A 15,955-nucleotide genomic window follows, 5' to 3' on the forward strand; every position below is an offset into this window, starting at 1 on the left:
TCGCCCGGGGCGGCAGTGGCCGCACAGGCGCTCAGTCCTCGCGGGTCTCCTTCACCTGGGCCACGAGCTGGGTCGGGTTCACGAACCGCAGCGCGATGACCAGGATGACCACCATCGTGAGGGTGTACAGCACCCCCATCGACGAGATGAGCTGGCGTGCCTCACCGCCGCCGGATGCCGTCATGGCGCGGTAGATCGCCACCACGAGGGTGTCCGAGCCGGGCCCGGAGACGAGGAAGGTCAGCTCGAACAGCCCGACGGTCCGGACCAGCACCAGCACGGAGGAGGCGAGGATGCCCGGGACCAGCAGCGGGGCGAGGATCCGGGTGAACACGGCCGTCGTCCGCGCCCCGGACATCCTGGCCGCTCGCTCGATGTCCGGGTTCACCTGCTCGATGAACGGCGTCATCGTCATGATGACGAACGGCACGGCCGGCACCAGGTTGACCAGGATGACGGCGGTGAGCGTACGGCCGAGCCCCATGTTGTACATGACCGTCGCCAGCGGGATGCCGTACGTGATGGGCGGCATCATGATCGGCAGCAGGAACAGCAGCATGACCAGCCGTTTGCCGGGGAACGTCCGGCGCGCGAGCAGGTAGGCGGCGGGCACGCCGACCACGACCGAGACCACGACGACGACCGCCGCGACCACCAGCGTCACCCACATGACCTCGGCGAGGCCGAACTCGCTCCACGCCGAGGCGTACCACTCGGTGGTGAACTCCTCCGGGAGCCAGGTGGTGAACCAGCCGCGCCCGAAGGAGTCCACGAGGACCGAGACGACGATCCCGGCGAGGAAGACGAAGAAGGCTGCCACGCCCGCCCACACGAACCAGGTGCTCGGGGACGCGACGAGCGGCCGGTCGCCGGGCAGCCGGCTGCGCCGTCGTGGCGCGGCGGTCTCGGCGGCCATCAGCCCTTCCCTCCCGTCGAGCCGCGGTAGGTCAGCTGCCGCAGGCCCAGCACCACCAGCACCACGAGCAGCTCGACCACGCCCATCATCAGCGCGATCGTCGAGGCCATCGTGTAGTCGTTCTGCTCGCCGAAGGCCCGGAACGCCATGAGCGACATGACGCGGGTCGAGCCCATGGCGTCGCCGACCAGCCGGGCGGAGGGGAAGACGGAGAACGCCAGGACGAAGGTGAGGATGAACGTCGTCGCCAGGCCCGGGGCGAGCAGCGGCAGGGTGATCTTCGTGAGCCGTTGCCGCCATCCCGCTCCGAGCGTCCGGGCAGCCGCCTCCAGGGACGGGTCGATCCCGGAGAGATAGGAGGAGATGAGCAGGAACGCGAACGGGAAGCCGCTGATGATCAGCGACAGCGCGACGCCGATGTAGTTCATGACGAGGGTGAGCGGCTGGTCGATCAGGCCAACGCCGAGCAGGAAGCGGTTCACCCAGCCCTGCCGCCCGACGAAGATCAGCAGCCCGAGCGCCGTCAGGACCGTCCCGAGCGTGATCGGCAGGACCAGCAGCGTGGTGAGCGTGCGCTTGCCGCGGAACCTCCCGCGGAGCTTGAACGCGACGGGGATCGCGGCGAGCACGTTGAACAGCGCCACCGGCAGCGCGAGCCGCATGGTGATCCACACCGAGTCCCGGATGAACGGGTCGGAGAAGAACGCCGTGAAGTTCGCCAGCATCCCGCCGCCCCACCGCTCGCGCGTCGCCGCGGGCGGCTGCACGGTCAGGCCGATCCCGTAGACGAACGGGTAGATGAAGAACACGACGACGAACAGCACCGCGGGGACGACCAGCAGCAGGGACCGGTCGATGCCGCGCTCGGCGAGCCGGTGCGCCAGGCTCGCGCGGGCCCGCGGCTCGCGCAGAGCGCCTCCGGTGGTCATGGCATGCTCCCTCGCGCGAGCCCTGCGGTACGGGGCTTCGGCTCCCGGCACACCTCGTTTCCTCGGCGTCCCTCCGCGGGGGCTCCTCGCGCTCACGCTGTGGCCTCCGCGAGTGCCTCCTCGACCTGTGACGGCTGCCCCTCGTCCCGGTACACCAGGGCCCGAGACGGATCGACGGCGAGCTCGACCGTCTCACCCACCGCCGGGGCGACGGCGGAGCGCACGTGCAGGACCCTCTCGCCCAGCGTGGCCTCGAGCGCGAACTCCCGCCCGCGGTACTCGACCACTCGCACGACGGCGCGCACCCGGTTCTCCGCGGGCTCCTCGTCCGGTCCCGCGATGCGCAGGTCGTCCGGTCGGATCGCGACCCGGGCCCGGCCGCCCGCGGTGACCTCCTCGAGGGCGCGGCCGGTCAGGCGGATGTCCCCGGCGGCGACGACCACGCCGTCGTCGCGGACCGCCTCGACCGTCGCCTCCAGCAGGTTCCGGAAGCCCATGAAGTCGGCGACGTGCCAGTTCGCTGGCTCGTCGTGCAGCTCCTCGGGCGTGCCGACCTGCTGGACCCGGCCGTCCCGCAGCACCACGAGGCGGTCCGCCATGCTGAGGGCCTCCTCCTGGTCGTGGGTGACGTAGATGGTGGTGAGGCCGAGCTCCTGGTGCAGCCGCCGGATCTCGGTGCGCATCTCCAGCCGGAGCTTCGCGTCGAGGTTGGACAGTGGCTCGTCCATGAGGACCAGCCGCGGCTCCAGCGCGATGACCCGCGCGATGGCGACCCGCTGCTGCTGCCCGCCGGAGAGCTGGGCCGGCAGCTTGCGGGCGTGCTCGCGCAGGTGCACCAGGTCCAGCGCCCGCTCCACCCGGGGCGTGATGTCCCGTCTGGGCACCTTGTGCATCTCCAGGCCGAAGGACACGTTCTTCCACACCGACATGTGCGGGAACAGCGCGTAGTTCTGGAAGACCATGCCGAAGTCGCGCCGCTCGGCCGGCTCGGTGTCGACCCGGGCGCCGTCGACGAGGATCTGCCCGTCGGTGAGCGGGATGAGCCCGGCGAGGCAGTTCAGCGCCGTCGACTTCCCGCACCCGGACGGCCCGAGCAGGGCGATGAACTCGCCCGCCCGGACCGTCAGGTCGAGCCCGGTCAGCGCCACCTGGCTGCCGTAGGTGCGGCCGACGCCCCGCAGCTCGAGCGTCTCGAACCGTGCCTGGCGTGCCATCACTCCTCCTGGACCCGGTCGCCGCCGATCTCCCGGTCCCAGATGTCGAAGGCGGTGACCAGCGCGTCGGCGGGCAGCGGGGTGACGACCTCGTGCTCCTCGATGGCCTGGTCGTACCAGTCGCGGCCGAACTCGGCCATGAGGTCCTGGCTCTCCTGCGGCGCCTGGTCGAGGCTCGCGCCCTCCACCGCCGGACCGGGATAGAAGTAGCCGCTGTCGTAGGCGTAGGAGTTGACCTCGGGCTGGAGCATGTACTCGATGAGGTTGAGGATCGCCGACTGCTCGTCCGCGGTGAGGCCGCGCGGCATGAGCGCGTACTGGGAGTCCGCGACGAAGGTGTACTCCTCGAACTCCGCCGCCTCGATCTCGGCGGGGACCAGGCCGTCGGCGCGTGGCTGGATGTCCCAGCCCATGGTCGTCGGCGTCATCGTCCAGGTGCCGTCCGCGACGTTCGAGACCATGGCGCCGGTCCCGGTCGTGTAGAAGTCGACGTGCCGGTCGAGCTCGGCGAGGTAGTCCCACGTGTTGTCCCAGCCGTTCTCGGGGTCCAGCGGGTCCGAGTCGTCGAGCATGTACGGCAGGGCCTGGAGGAAGGTGCGCCCGACGCCGGAGTTCGCGGGCCGCGCATAGCCGAACCGGCCCGGGTTGGCCTCCGCCCACGCCAGCAGCTCCTCCGGGGTGGCAGGCACCTCCGCCTCCTCGACCTCGGCGGGGTTGTACCAGAGGAACGGCCCGGACGGGGTGTAGGTGAGCAGCACCCCGTACCCCTCGGCGAGCTCCTGCATGGCGGCGGCACCCTCGAGGTAGCCGTCCATCCCGGTCAGCCGGTCACCGAACTCCTCGACCACCGGGACCCACAGGTCCTCGCCGATGCCGGCGGACATGCCGTCCGTGCCGGAGAGCACGAGGTGGATCTGCAGGTCCCCGGAGTCGACCTGCGGCTTGATCGTGCCGACCAGGTCCGGCGAGCCGGCCTCCTCGTAGGTCACCTCGGAGATGATGTCGGGGTTCTCCTCGACGAACTGGTCGATCATCTCCTGGGTGAGGTTGAGGTTCCCTGCGACGTCGAGGATGTGCAGGCTCACCGGCTCTGCGGGCACAGTCGGCACGTCCCCTGGTTCCGCTGCCGGGCCGCCGCCGTCGTCCTCCTGACCGCTCTGACCCTCCGGCGGGCTGCAGGCCGCCAGGCCGACCGTCAGAGCCGCGGCGCCGATCGCGGCGACCGTACGCACTGATCGCATGGTGTGCCCCTTCTGCTCGTCCGGGCACCGTCGCCCGGAGCGTCGTGGCGGTGCGTCGTCGCCCACCGCCTGCGTGCGTCGTGGTCCGAGTGTTCCATCGGACGGGGCTACGTCAACGTCCGGCGCGTCCCGGGAGCTGCGACACATTTTCGTGCCCTGCTCGTTCGTGGCGCGCTCGTGCGCCGGCGGCGCGAGCTCAGGCGAAGAACTGAGCGCCGGGGATGGCGGCGAGGAGCTGCCGGGTGTACTCCTCGCGCGGCTCGTCGAAGATCGACGCGACGCCACCCCGCTCGACGACGCTGCCGGACCGCATGACGAGGATGTCGTCGGCGATCTCGTGGACGACGGCGAGGTCGTGCGTGATGAACAGGTAGGTCAGCTCCAGCTCGTCCTGCAGCTCGGCGAGGAGGTCCAGGATCTGTGCCTGGACGAGCACGTCGAGCGCCGAGACCGCCTCGTCGAGGACGACGACGGCCGGCTCGGGGGCCAACGCCCGGGCGATCGCGACACGCTGGCGCTGACCGCCGGAGAGCTCGGCGGGACGCCGCTGCGCGAGCGAGCGCGGCAGGGACACCTGGTCGAGCAGCTCGGCCACCCGGCGTCGCCGGCTCTGCCGGTCCCCGATCCCGAACACCCGCAGCGGCTCGTCGATGAGGCGCTCGACCGAATGGGTCGGGTCCAGGGAACCGTACGGGTCCTGGAAGACCGGCTGCATCTGCCGGCGGACCGCGCGGCTGCGCCGACCGCGCAGCTCGTCGACGCGGTGCCCCGCCACGGTGACCTGGCCGGACGTCGGACGATCGAGGCCGAGCACCATCCGGGCCAGCGTGGTCTTGCCGGAGCCGGACTCCCCCACGACCGCCGTCGTCGTCCCGGGCCGGACGGTGAAGGTGACGTCGTCGACGGCGCGCAACGTACCGGAGCCGCGGAGCCGGAAGTCCTTGGTGACGTTGACCGCCTCGAGCACCGGCTCGCGGTCACGTCCCGGCCGCCCGGTCGCGGACCCCTCCCGCCCGCGCTCGCGCACCGCGCTCAGCGACGGCGCAGCGGCCAGGAGGCGCCGGGTGTAGTCCTCCTCGGGCCGGCGCAGGATGCGGTCGGGCGCGCCCTGCTCGACGATCCGCCCGCCCGACATGACCACCACACGGTCGGCGCGGTCCGCAGCCAGCCCGAGGTCGTGGGTGATGAGCAGCAGGGAGGTGTCGTGGGTGGCGATGAGGGTCTCGAGGTGGTCGAGGATCTGCCGCTGCACGGTCACGTCGAGGGCCGAGGTCGGCTCGTCGGCGACGAGGAGGGCCGGCCGGCACGCCAGCGCCATGGCGATGAGGACGCGTTGGCGCATGCCGCCGGAGAACTCGTGGGGGTACTGCCTGGCGCGTCGCCCGGCGTCGGGGATCCCGGCCTCGGTCAGCAGCTCGACGGCACGGGCGCGGGCCTGGTCGGCGGGGACGATGCCGTGCGCCGTCAGGGCGTCGCGGACCTGCTCGCCGACCCGCATGACCGGGTTGAGGTTCGACATCGGGTCCTGCGGGACGTAGCCGATCTGCTTGCCGCGGACGGCACGCATCCCGGTCTCGGTGGCGGCCGCGAGGTCGGTGCCACGCAGTGCGACGCTGCCGCCGGTGATGCGCCCGGCGCCGGGGAGCAGGCGCAGCACGGCAGCCGCGGTCGTCGTCTTGCCGGAGCCGGACTCCCCGACGATCGCGACGCGTTCACCCGGCCGGACGGTGAGGGAGACGCCGTGGACGACGGGCGTCGCGCCGTAGGAGACCTCGAGGTCGCGGATCTCCAGCAGCGGGCTGTCGGCCATCTCGGCTCCTGGGTCGGCGGGCGTGGACCGGGGGTCGGGGGCGCTGCTCATGCGGATGTCGAGGGGTCGAGGGCGTCCCGCAGCGTGTCCCCGAGCAGGTTGAACGCCAGGCAGATGACCACGATGGCGACGCCGGGGAAGACCGCGGCGGTGGGTGCGCGGAAGATGTACTGCTGGGCGTCGGAGAGCATGATGCCGAGGCTGGCCGACGGCGGCTGGATGCCCAGGCCCAGGAAGGACAGCAGCGCCTCGCCGATGATGGCGGTCGGCATGATGATCGTGGCCTGCACGATGATGACCGAGACGCAGTTCGGCAGCACGTGCTGGAGCAGGATGTGCCACGGCGAGGCATCCATGGCCAGGGCGCTCAGCACGTAGTCCCGCTCGCGGATCCGGAGCGTCTCGGCCCGCACGACCCGCAGCATCGTGGGGACCTGCGCGATGCCGAGGGCGATCGCGGCGTTGGTGAGGCTGGCCCCGCCGATCGCGGCCAGCCCGACGGCGATGATGAGGTACGGGAAGGCGAGCACCACGTCGTTGAGGCGGGAGACCACCGCGTCCAGCTTCGGGAAGTACCCGGCCAGCAGCCCGAGCGGCGTGCCGACGGCGATGGCGAGCAGCACCGAGAGGATGCCGACCTGCAGCGAGGCACGGATGCCGTAGATGATCCGGCTGAGGATGTCCCGGCCGAGGTCGTCGGTGCCGAGCGCGAACCCCACGGTGGCGGGCCGCTGGAACGGGGTGTCGAAGTGCACCTCCGTCTGGCCGTAGGGCGCCAGCAGCGGTGCGAGAAGGGCCACCAGCACCACGAGCGCGACGAGGACGGCGCCCACGGTCCCCGCGCGGGAGGCACGCAGGGTGCGCCAGGCCCGGCGGGCGGAGGCCCCGAGACCACCCTCGGCGGGGGAGGTGAGGGGTGCGACGGCGGTCATCGGGTGCGCCCTCCGATCCGGATCCTGGGGTCGATGACGGTGTAGAGCACGTCGGTGAGGAGGTTGATGACGATGTAGAAGAGGGTCACCACCAGCACCACGGCCTGGATCACCGGGTAGTCGCGGGTGAAGACGGAGTCGAGCGTGAGCTTCCCGATCCCGGGCAGGGCGAAGATCTGCTCGGTGACCACGGCGCCCGAGACGAGGCCGCCGAGCTGGAGCCCGACCAGCGTGACGACGACGATCACCGAGTTCCGCAGCGCGTACCGGGTGACGATCCGCGGCCAGGCCATCCCCTTCGCGCGGGCGGTGCGGATGAAGTCGGCGCCCAGCGTCTCGATCATCGACGCGCGGGTCTGGCGCAGCAGCAGCGCCAGGGTGCTGGTGGCGAGGATGAAGGCCGGCATCGTGAGGTGGTACAGGCCCCGCGCCGGGTTCTGCAGCACGTCGGTGTACCCGGAGGCCGGGAACCATCCGAGCTCGACGGCCAGGTAGAGGATGGCGAGGATGCCGATCCAGAACGACGGCACGGACAGGCCGAGGACGGCGACCGCCCCGGTGAGGTAGTCGGGCCAGCGGCCGCGGTAGACCGCGGCGAGGACCCCGAGCCCGATCCCGAGCACGACGGCGACGACGATCGCGTACCCGGCGAGCCACAGCGTCACCGGCAGCGTCTGCGACACGAGGTCGGTGACCGGGATGCCGGTGCGGATGGACTCGCCGAGGTCGCCGCGCAGGACGGAGCCGACGAACCGGACGTACTGGACCAGCACCGGCTGGTCCAGTCCCAGATCGGCCCGGACCCGCGCCAGCGTCTCCGGGTCGGCCTCCTCGCCCGCCATCGCCAGGGCCGGGTCGCCGGGCAACGAGCGGACACCGACGAAGATGACGACGGAGGCGAGCACGAGCGTGACGGCGGACTGCCACAGCTTGCCCAGCAGGTAGCGTGCCATCTCAGTCCTCCTCCGCGAGGAAGGCGGCCCGGGAGAGGCGGACGACGCCGTCGGCGTAGGTCTCCACGCCCGCGACGTCCTCGGTGTACCCGGTGAGGTTGCGGAGCCGGTAGAGGTAGATGATCGGGTTGTCCTCCTGCACCTGGGTCACCACCTCGCCGTACGTCTGCGCACGCTCGGCCGGGTCGGTGGTGCGGGTGGCGGCCGTCATGAGCTCGTCCACCTGCGGGTGGCTGTAGCCGGCGTAGTTGTTCGACCCGCCGGTGGTGAGGAAGTCGAACATGTTGCCGTGCGGGTCCACCCGGCCGGACCAGCCGCCCAGGAACGCCTCGAAGTCGCCGCGGGCGTACTCGTCCAGGAGGGTCGAGTACTCGACGGCCTCGATCGTCATCGCGAAGCCGCCCTCCGCGACGGACGCCTGCAGCGCCTGGGCGAGGCGGATGCCGTCCTGGGCGTCGGCGACCTTCACGTGGACCGGGAACGGGGTCTGCACGCCGGCCTCCTCGAGCAGTCGCCGGGCGCGCTCGGGATCGTGCTCAGGGCACGCCTCGGAGGCCGGTGTGCTGAACCGCGAGTCCGGCGAGATGGGCGAGCAGGCGGGCTCGTGCCAGTTGTTGAACGTCGAGTTGACGAGCGCCTCACGGTCGATCGAGGCCGAGAGCGCCTCCCGGACCCGGGGGTCGTTCGCCAGCGGGCCCTCGATCCGGCCGGGCGGGGTGCCGGCACCGTCCACGTTGCCGAGGTTGACGGTCAACGCCTGGTAGCCGTACGAGCCGACCTGCAGCACCCCGATGCCGTCCTCGCGCCGAAGCGCGTCGACGTCCTGCGGGGAGATGGTGTCGGCCACCTGGACGTCGCCGGAGCGCAGGTTCGCCGACCTGATGTTCGCGTCGGTGATGATGCGGTACGTGATCGTGTCGAGACGGACCTCGTCGGCGGCGTAGTAGCGCGGGTCCCGCTCGACCGTGATGGAGGTCTGCGGGACACGTTCCACGAACTTGAACGGACCGACGCAGACGGGGTTGCTCGCGAAGTCGTCTCCCAGCTCCTCCAGCGCGGCCGGGGACATGATCATCCCGGCGCGGTCGGCCAGTGACGCCGTGAGCGGGGCGAAGGGCTCGTCGTACGTGAGGCGCACGGTGCGCTCGTCCACCGCCTCGATGTCGGTGATCGGGCCGAGCTCGCCCGCACGGCTGGACAGCTCGTGGTTGAGGTGCCGGTCCAGGGTGGTCCGCACGGCCTCCGCGTCGAACGGCTCGCCGTCGGCGAAGGTGATGCCCTCGCGCAGCGGGATCGTCACGGTGCGGCCGCCGTCGCTGAAGGTCGGCATCTCGGCCGCCAGCTGCGGGACGATCTCGCCGGCGGGGTCGATGTCGTAGAGCTTCTCGCAGATCGAGGACATGACGTACCGCGTGTACAGCGAGGACGACGTCGTCGGGTCGAGCCCGTCCGGCTCGCTGGAGAGCGCCATGACCAGGTCGCCACCCTCCTGGACCGCGCGCCCCTCGATGAGCTCGCCGGTGACGTCCTGCCGTTCCGGCGGCGGCTCGATCGGCTGGATGGGCCGGCAGGCGACGGTCAGGAGGGCGAGCGTCCCCGCCAGGACGGTGAGCAGGGCACGTCTGCGGGCCGCGCCGCGTCGGTGGTCTCGGTGCTGCGGTGCCACGGTCCTCCCGGGTCGTCGTCGAGTGCGGGTGACGCTAGCGACAGCAGGCTATACGGACGTTTCCCGCTCATTACCCGGACGTTTCGGCCGGTGGGAGAGCGATGCCCGGGCCGAGCCGGGTCCGAGCCGGCCGAAGCGTGCCGATGCGGGAGACTGGGCGCGGCGGCACACTGGCCATCGAACGGGAGGTGACGGTGTGGCGGATCTCGACGAGCGGGCCGAGGCCCACCTGGTCGCCGCGCGCGGGGACGAGCGGGGCCGCAGCGCGGAGCTCCTGGTGCGAGACGGACCGCTGCGGCAGACCGTCATCGCGCTCACCGCGGGCAGCGTCCTCGAGGAGCACAACACGCCCGACGCGGCGAGCATCCAGGTGCTGCGCGGGCGGGTCCGGATCACCGGCCCGCAGACGATCGAGATGGGCGCCGGCGACCTGCAGACCCTCGCGCACGACCGCCACGGGGTCCTTGCAATCCAGGACGCCGTGCTCCTGCTGACCGCGGTCACCGGGGTCGGTCCCACGGGCGGACCCGAGCGGGCGCGGTAGGGCGCCGCACCGTCACGGAGGGGGAGCACCGTGGAGTGGTTCGCCGCCGAGAACTACGACGCCGCCCGGTTCGTGCTGCAGCGCGGCATCGCGCTGGTGTACCTCGTCGCGTTCGTGGCCGTGCTGCGCCAGTTCCGGCCGCTGCTGGGCTCACACGGGCTGCTGCCGGTGCCGGACCACCTCGCCCGGGTCGGTGCGCGGGCCGGGCCCACGCTGTTCCGGTGGCGGTACTCCGACCGCCTCGCCCTCGCCGTCGGGTGGGTGGGCGTCGCGGTGGCGGCCGCCCTCGTCGCCGGGCTGCCACAGGCGGGGGCGCCGTGGGTGCCGCTGCTCGCCTTCCTGGTGCTCTACGGTCTCTACCTGTCGGTGGTGAACGCCGGCCAGGTCTTCTACGGCTTCGGCTGGGAGTCCCTCCTCCTGGAGGCCGGGTTCCTCGCGGCGTTCCTCGGCTCCGACGGCGTCGCGACACCGGTCCTCGTGCTGGTGCTGTTCCGCTGGCTGCTCTTCCGGGTGGAGTTCGGCGCGGGCATGATCAAGATGCGCGGCGACCGGGTCTGGCGCGACCTGACGGCGCTGTACTACCACCACGAGACCCAGCCCATGCCGGGCCCCCTCTCGTGGTTCTTCCACCGGCTGCCCCGGCCGCTGCACAAGGTCGAGGTGGCGGCGAACCACGTCGCCCAGCTCGTGGTGCCGTTCCTGCTGTTCCTGCCGCAGCCGGTCGCCTCGATCGCCGCCGCCGTCGTGATCGTCACGCAACTCTGGCTGGTGCTCTCGGGGAACTTCGCCTGGCTGAACTGGCTGACGATGCTCCTGGCTTTCTCAGCCGTCGGGGACCGACAGCTGGCCGCCGTGGTCCCGACGCTCGCTCCCGCGCTGGACTCCGGCGCCGCGGAACCGGGGCCGTGGTGGTGGACGGTGCTCGTCATGACCATGACGGCGGCGATGGTGGCCATGAGCTGGCGGCCGGCGACGAACCTCCTCTCGAAGCACCAGGCGATGAACGCCGCCTACAACCGGTTCCACCTGGCCGGCTCCTACGGTGCGTTCGGCTCGATCACCCGACGCCGTGACGAGGTGGTGGTGGAGGGCACCGAGGACCCGGATCCGGCCACGGCGACGTGGCACGAGTATGTGTTCCGGGGCAAGCCGGGCCCGCCCGGTCGATGGCCGCGCCAGTTCGCGCCGTACCACCTTCGGCTCGACTGGGGCATGTGGTTCCTCGCGCTGGGCTCACCGTCCCAGCACCGCTGGTTCACCGTGCTGCTGCGCCGCCTGCTCGAGGCGGACCGGCCCACGCTGCGGCTGCTGGCGCGGTACCCGTTCGAGGGCCGCGCGCCGCAGTGGGTGCGGGCGCGGGTCTTCCGGTACCGGTTCAGCACGTGGGAGGAGCTGCGCAGGACGCGGTGCTGCTGGGTGCGGCAGGAGGCCGGGGAGCTCGTCGGGCCGCTCGACCTGGCGAGCATGCGCGGGCCGACCGACTAGCCCGCCCTCGGGTGCGACGACGAGGCGACGCGGTGGCGACCGGTCGGTGGCGGTTCGGTGAATCCTCGGTCCACGGCGCGCCGCACCGCCGTCCGGGCACCGCCGCGCCGCCATCATCGAGGCGTGGTCACGACGACTGCCGCCTCCCGCACGTACGGTTCGCACCCCGGACCCTGGGCCGTCGCCCACCGCGGCGGCATGGGTCTGGCACCCGAGAACACCCTCCTCGCCTTCGAGCGGGCCGCCGGCCTCGGGCTGACGTACCTCGAGACCGATGTCCGCGTCACGGCCGACGGCGTCCCGCTCGCCTTCCACGACCGCACGCTGGACCGGATCACCGACCTTCGTGGCCCGGTCGCGTCCCGGACCTGGGCACAGATCAGCAAGGCCCGGGTGCACGGCACCGAGCCGGTGCTGCCGCTGGAGGACCTTCTGGGCTCCTTCCCCGACGCGTGCGTCTCGGTCGACGTCAAGGAGGCCCGGGCGGTCCGCCCGCTCGTGGCGACGATCCGCCGGACCGGTGCGGCGGGCCGGGTCTGCGTGGCCGGCGGCTGGGACGGCTGGCTCGCCGCGGTCAGCGGGGCCTGCGGCCCGGCCCTGACGACGGCACTCGGCTGGCGTGCGCTCACCGCGCTCGTCTCGGCGGCCCGCACGGGCGTACGGCCACCGCGTTGGATCGCGGGTGCCGCGGACTTCGCCCACGTGGGTCTGGCCTACGGCCGGCTCCCCGTCCTGGAGGACCCGCTGATCACCGCACGCCTGGTCGGCATGGCGGACGAGCTCGGGATCGGGGTGGTCGCGTGGACGGTCGACGACGCGCCCACGGTCCACCGGCTGGTCGACGCGGGTGTCGCAGGGGTCATCTCCGACCGTCCCGACGTGCTGAGAGAGGTGCTCGTGGCCAGGGACCTGTGGACGCCGCCCCACGCACGGCTGTTCCGGCCCGCCCTGCGCGAGGCGGCCACGCGGTAGGACGGGCCGGGCCGCCGGTGCCCTCGTCGAGGAGTTCCTCCGCTCGGTGCCGGACGCGGTGCTGGGGGATGGCTGACCGGGTGCGGCCGGCCCGTCAGGGGGCGGCTCCGCCGTCGTCCTCGTGGGCGCGTACCACCGCGGCGTCCTCCCTGGTGACCGGGTCGACGAGGTCCGCGACCTCGGGGTGCCGCTCGACGTAACCGGCGACGTAGGGGCACACGGCCACGACGCGCATCCCCTCCCGGCGGGTGGTCTCCAGGGCGTGACGGACCACCGTCCCGGCGAGCCCGTGCCCCTCGAAGGCCGGGTCGACGACGGTGTGGACGAAGATGCGCCGGTCGCCGTTCTGGAGGTACTCGGTGAAGCCGGCGACCTCGCCGTCGACGAGGATCTCGAAGCGGCTGCGTTCGTGGCGGATGGTCGTGTCCATACCGCCATCCTGGTGCAGTCGGCCCGTCGGCTCAGCCGGAGCCACGGCGCGCGTCGTCCCACACGAAGCGCGGGATCAGCCCGATGAGATCCAGAAGGACGGGGAGCGCGGCGTCGATGGCGGCCGGGTCGGGCAGGCCGCGGCGCCACAGGATGATCCGATCGTCCTCGATGAGGATGTTGGCGTCCTTCAGGTCCGGCCGCATCAGCCGCTCCATCATCCGCGGATGGACGATGTCGGACGTGGTCCGCGCATCCTCGCCCCGGACGTTCCAGGCATCGTTGAACGCGGCGCTCTCGAACTCGGTGTCCGTGCCGGTGAACGCGTCCTCGGGCCTGAGCTCGACGGAGGGCAGCCGGCCGGGCATCCAGAGGGAGATCACGTGCTGGTCGTACCTCTGCGTCCGCCGCTTGCCCCGCGAGACCCGCCTCCTCTTGTAGGTGTACTTCCACGACGCCGCCTGGTGGCCCTCGTACGTGCCCCGGACCGCCTCGGTCGAGGAGCGGGAGTGGCCGCGCCCGAACGGACGGCGGCCGAGGCCACGCGTCAGCTCCGGCGCACTGCCCACGTACGTCCAGCCGCGGGCCTGCGCCCAGGTCCGCAACGCGGCACGCCGTTGCGCCGTCCGCTTGCGACGGAGCCACCAGAGGAGCACGAGGATCCCGATGAGCACGGGCCACATGAGGACGGCGATGAGGGCCGACGGGTCCACGTTCACACTCCTCCACGTCGCACGTCGTCCCAGACGAATCCAGGCACCAGTGCGATGAGCTCGTCCAGCAGGCGTAGCGTCCTGTCGATCGTCGCCGCGTCTGGCACGCCGCTGCGCCACCACAGGATGAGGCCGTCCTCGACGAGCAGGTTCCCGGCACGCGCGTCCGGCTGCAGGAGCCGCTCCATCATCCGAGGATGGAGCACGTCCGACGTCGTCTTCGGGTCTTCGCCCTCGACGTTCCACACGTCGTTGAACTCGGCGCTCTCGAGCTGGAGGTCCCTCCCCTTGACGAATCCCTCGTTCGTGAGCTCCAGGTACGGCAGCGGCACGCTCAGCACGAGCGCGACGACGTGCTCGTGGTACGTCCGCGAGTACTTGCCGCTGCCGACGGTGTAGGAGTACCGCCACGACGAGCCGAGCCTGCCCTCGTACCGTCCGCGGACGACCTCGGTGAACCTGCGGTCGTGGCCGCGGCCGAACGGTCCGCCCCGCAGGACCTGGTTCAGGCCGGGCTCGGCGGCGCTGTACTGCCAGTCGTGCGCACGCGCCCACGCCCGGAGGGCGGCCAGCCGCTGCTGGCTCCGCCGGTAGCCGAGGGCGAGCAGGGCGAGGACGACCGCGACGACGGCGAAGACGACCGTGGACGCGGCAGAGGGCATCACGGCGTCGGAGAGCCCGGTGGTTGCGTCCAGCTCAGCCCCCGTGCCCGCGCGCGTTGTCCCAGACGAATCCGGGGACCAGCTCGATGAGCTCGTGGAGCAGGCGGAGCGCGGCGTCGATGGCGGCCGGGTCCGGCATGCCGCGCCGCCAGAGGAAGATCCGGCCGCCCTCGTAGAGGAGGTTCGCGCCCTGGAGGTCGGGCTGCATGAGGCGCTCCATCATCCGCGGGTGGATGACGTCGGAGGTCGCCCGCGGACTGTCCCCGCGCACGTGCCAGGCGTCGTTGAAGGCCGCGTCCTCGAACTCGACGTCGTTGCCGAACGTGCGGCTGAGGAAGTTCTCCGCCGAGAGCTCGATGTACGGCAACGGCACGGGCAGCTGGAGAGAGACGACGTGGTGGTGGTACGTCCGGGTCCGCCGGCTCTTCCCCGACCCGGAGGTGATCTTGTACGTGTACCGCCACGAGGCGCCTTGCCAGCCCTGGTAGGTCCCCCAGACCGCCTCGGTCGAGCTCCGGGAGTGGCCACGGCCGAACGGACCGCCCCGCAGGTCGAGGCCCAGCCCCGGCGCGTTGTCCGTGTACGCCCAGCCGTGCGCCTGCGCCCACGCCCGCAGCGCGGCCCGGCGCTTCTTGGTCTGCTTGTGGCCGACGACCGCCAGGACGATGACCAGCCCGATGATCAGCGGGAACATCAGCATCGGCAGCAGCGACACGAGGAACTCACCGGCCATTGCTCACACCCCCTGTCCACGTGCGTTGTCCCAGACGAACCCCGGGATCAGGTCCACCACCTCGGCCACCATCCGCAGCCCCGGGTCGATCGCGGGAACCTCCGGCTGGCCGGAGCGCCACAGGAAGATCCGGCCCGCCTCGAACAAGATGTTCGCGCCACGCAGGTCCGGCTGCATGAGCCGCTGCATCATGCGCGGGTGGATGACGTCCGACACCGCACGCGGGTCATCCCCCTGCACGTTCCACGCGTCGTTGAACGCGGCGTCCTCGAACTGGATGTCGCGGCCCTTGAAGAAGCCCTCGTCCTTCAGCTCGATGAAGGGCAGCCGCGCGGGCAGGACCATCGAGAGCACGTGGTGGTGGTACGTGTGGGTGGTCGTCGTCTTCCCGTTGCTGGTCGTCACCAGGTACGTGTACCGGGAGGACATCGCCTCCCGGCCCTCGAACGTGCCCCAGACCGCCTCGGTCGTCTTCCGGGAGTGGCCCTTGTTGAACGGCCCGCCGTGCAACCCCTCGTGGACGGTCGGCACGTCGTCCGCGTAGGCCCAGCCGCGCTGGCGCGCCCAGGCGGCGAGCGCCTCGCGCCGTTCCCGGGTCTTCTTCGCCTGCCAGATCGCGGCGCCGACGCCGACCACGAGCATGAGGACGACGAAGACGCCGACGAACGTCATCATGCCTTCCCCGTGCACGCCTCCCCCTCCTGCGACTCGGGTCGAGGGTAGCGGCATCGTCGCCGTCCTCGAGGGAGGAGAACT

The 15,955-nt window shown here is 71.8% G+C and carries 16 protein-coding genes; 3 read left to right on the forward strand and 13 right to left on the reverse strand.

The window, feature by feature from the left end:
- Positions 1–31: 31 nt before the first annotated feature.
- From ACFQQL_RS00140 to ACFQQL_RS00175, 8 genes are all read right to left on the reverse strand, one after another.
- Positions 32–916 carry an ABC transporter permease gene (locus ACFQQL_RS00140; RefSeq protein ID WP_382390012.1) on the reverse strand — a complete coding sequence of 295 codons (885 nt, stop codon included), beginning with the start codon at positions 914–916 and terminating at the stop codon, positions 32–34.
- A complete protein-coding gene (locus ACFQQL_RS00145) occupies positions 916–1,845 on the reverse strand; it encodes an ABC transporter permease (protein ID WP_382390014.1) in 930 nt (309 codons plus the stop codon). Before ACFQQL_RS00145 ends, ACFQQL_RS00140 begins: the two co-directional genes overlap by 1 nt.
- 92 nt (positions 1,846–1,937) lie before the next feature.
- Complete coding sequence (locus ACFQQL_RS00150; RefSeq protein ID WP_382390016.1) at positions 1,938–3,059, reverse strand: ABC transporter ATP-binding protein; 1,122 nt, start codon at positions 3,057–3,059, stop codon at positions 1,938–1,940.
- Entirely contained in the window at positions 3,059–4,300 is a 1,242-nt protein-coding gene (locus ACFQQL_RS00155; protein ID WP_382390018.1) for an ABC transporter substrate-binding protein, read from the reverse strand. The genes ACFQQL_RS00150 and ACFQQL_RS00155 overlap by 1 nt, the downstream gene beginning before the upstream one ends.
- 196 nt (positions 4,301–4,496) lie before the next feature.
- On the reverse strand, positions 4,497–6,110 hold the full coding sequence (locus ACFQQL_RS00160) for a dipeptide ABC transporter ATP-binding protein (protein ID WP_382390020.1): 1,614 nt from the start codon (positions 6,108–6,110) through the stop codon (positions 4,497–4,499).
- A gap of 47 nt (positions 6,111–6,157) precedes the next feature.
- Positions 6,158–7,042 carry an ABC transporter permease gene (locus ACFQQL_RS00165; protein ID WP_382390022.1) on the reverse strand — a complete coding sequence of 295 codons (885 nt, stop codon included), beginning with the start codon at positions 7,040–7,042 and terminating at the stop codon, positions 6,158–6,160.
- The gene (locus ACFQQL_RS00170; RefSeq protein WP_382390024.1) at positions 7,039–7,995 is read right to left on the reverse strand and encodes an ABC transporter permease; all 957 of its coding nucleotides are present in this window, start codon (positions 7,993–7,995) and stop codon (positions 7,039–7,041) included. The genes ACFQQL_RS00165 and ACFQQL_RS00170 overlap by 4 nt, the downstream gene beginning before the upstream one ends.
- Before the next feature lies 1 nt (position 7,996).
- A complete protein-coding gene (locus tag ACFQQL_RS00175; protein WP_382390026.1) occupies positions 7,997–9,661 on the reverse strand; it encodes an ABC transporter substrate-binding protein in 1,665 nt (554 codons plus the stop codon).
- A gap of 196 nt (positions 9,662–9,857) precedes the next feature.
- On the opposite strand from ACFQQL_RS00175, the gene ACFQQL_RS00180 reads away from it, so the two are divergent.
- From ACFQQL_RS00180 to ACFQQL_RS00190, 3 genes are all read left to right on the forward strand, one after another.
- Positions 9,858–10,205: a cupin domain-containing protein gene (locus ACFQQL_RS00180; RefSeq protein ID WP_382390028.1), complete on the forward strand. Its 348-nt coding sequence runs from the start codon at positions 9,858–9,860 to the stop codon at positions 10,203–10,205.
- A 30-nt stretch (positions 10,206–10,235) separates the two neighbouring features.
- The gene (locus ACFQQL_RS00185) at positions 10,236–11,690 is read left to right on the forward strand and encodes a lipase maturation factor family protein (protein ID WP_382390030.1); all 1,455 of its coding nucleotides are present in this window, start codon (positions 10,236–10,238) and stop codon (positions 11,688–11,690) included.
- Between the two features lie 123 nt (positions 11,691–11,813).
- Positions 11,814–12,662, forward strand: coding sequence for a glycerophosphodiester phosphodiesterase family protein (locus tag ACFQQL_RS00190; RefSeq protein WP_382390032.1), 849 nt, complete (start codon positions 11,814–11,816; stop codon positions 12,660–12,662).
- A 94-nt stretch (positions 12,663–12,756) separates the two neighbouring features.
- Here ACFQQL_RS00190 and ACFQQL_RS00195 read toward each other — a convergent pair whose 3' ends face one another.
- The 5 genes from ACFQQL_RS00195 to ACFQQL_RS00215 are packed head-to-tail and all read right to left on the reverse strand — an operon-like array spanning position 12,757 to position 15,889.
- Positions 12,757–13,092, reverse strand: coding sequence for a GNAT family N-acetyltransferase (locus tag ACFQQL_RS00195; protein WP_382390034.1), 336 nt, complete (start codon positions 13,090–13,092; stop codon positions 12,757–12,759).
- A gap of 31 nt (positions 13,093–13,123) precedes the next feature.
- Positions 13,124–13,804 carry a hypothetical protein gene (locus ACFQQL_RS00200; RefSeq protein ID WP_382390036.1) on the reverse strand — a complete coding sequence of 227 codons (681 nt, stop codon included), beginning with the start codon at positions 13,802–13,804 and terminating at the stop codon, positions 13,124–13,126.
- Positions 13,805–13,806: 2 nt separating this feature from the next.
- Positions 13,807–14,466, reverse strand: a complete 660-nt coding sequence (locus ACFQQL_RS00205) for a DUF3137 domain-containing protein (RefSeq protein WP_382390038.1) — start codon at positions 14,464–14,466, stop codon at positions 13,807–13,809.
- Positions 14,467–14,500: 34 nt separating this feature from the next.
- Positions 14,501–15,199: a hypothetical protein gene (locus tag ACFQQL_RS00210; RefSeq protein WP_382390040.1), complete on the reverse strand. Its 699-nt coding sequence runs from the start codon at positions 15,197–15,199 to the stop codon at positions 14,501–14,503.
- A 3-nt stretch (positions 15,200–15,202) separates the two neighbouring features.
- Positions 15,203–15,889 (reverse strand): hypothetical protein, encoded by a 687-nt coding sequence (locus ACFQQL_RS00215; protein ID WP_382390042.1) that lies wholly within the window; start codon positions 15,887–15,889, stop codon positions 15,203–15,205.
- Between the last annotated feature and the right edge of the window lie 66 nt (positions 15,890–15,955).

The organism is Georgenia alba, from assembly GCF_042665525.1.
GTDB classification, from domain to species: domain Bacteria; phylum Actinomycetota; class Actinomycetes; order Actinomycetales; family Actinomycetaceae; genus Allobogoriella; species Allobogoriella alba.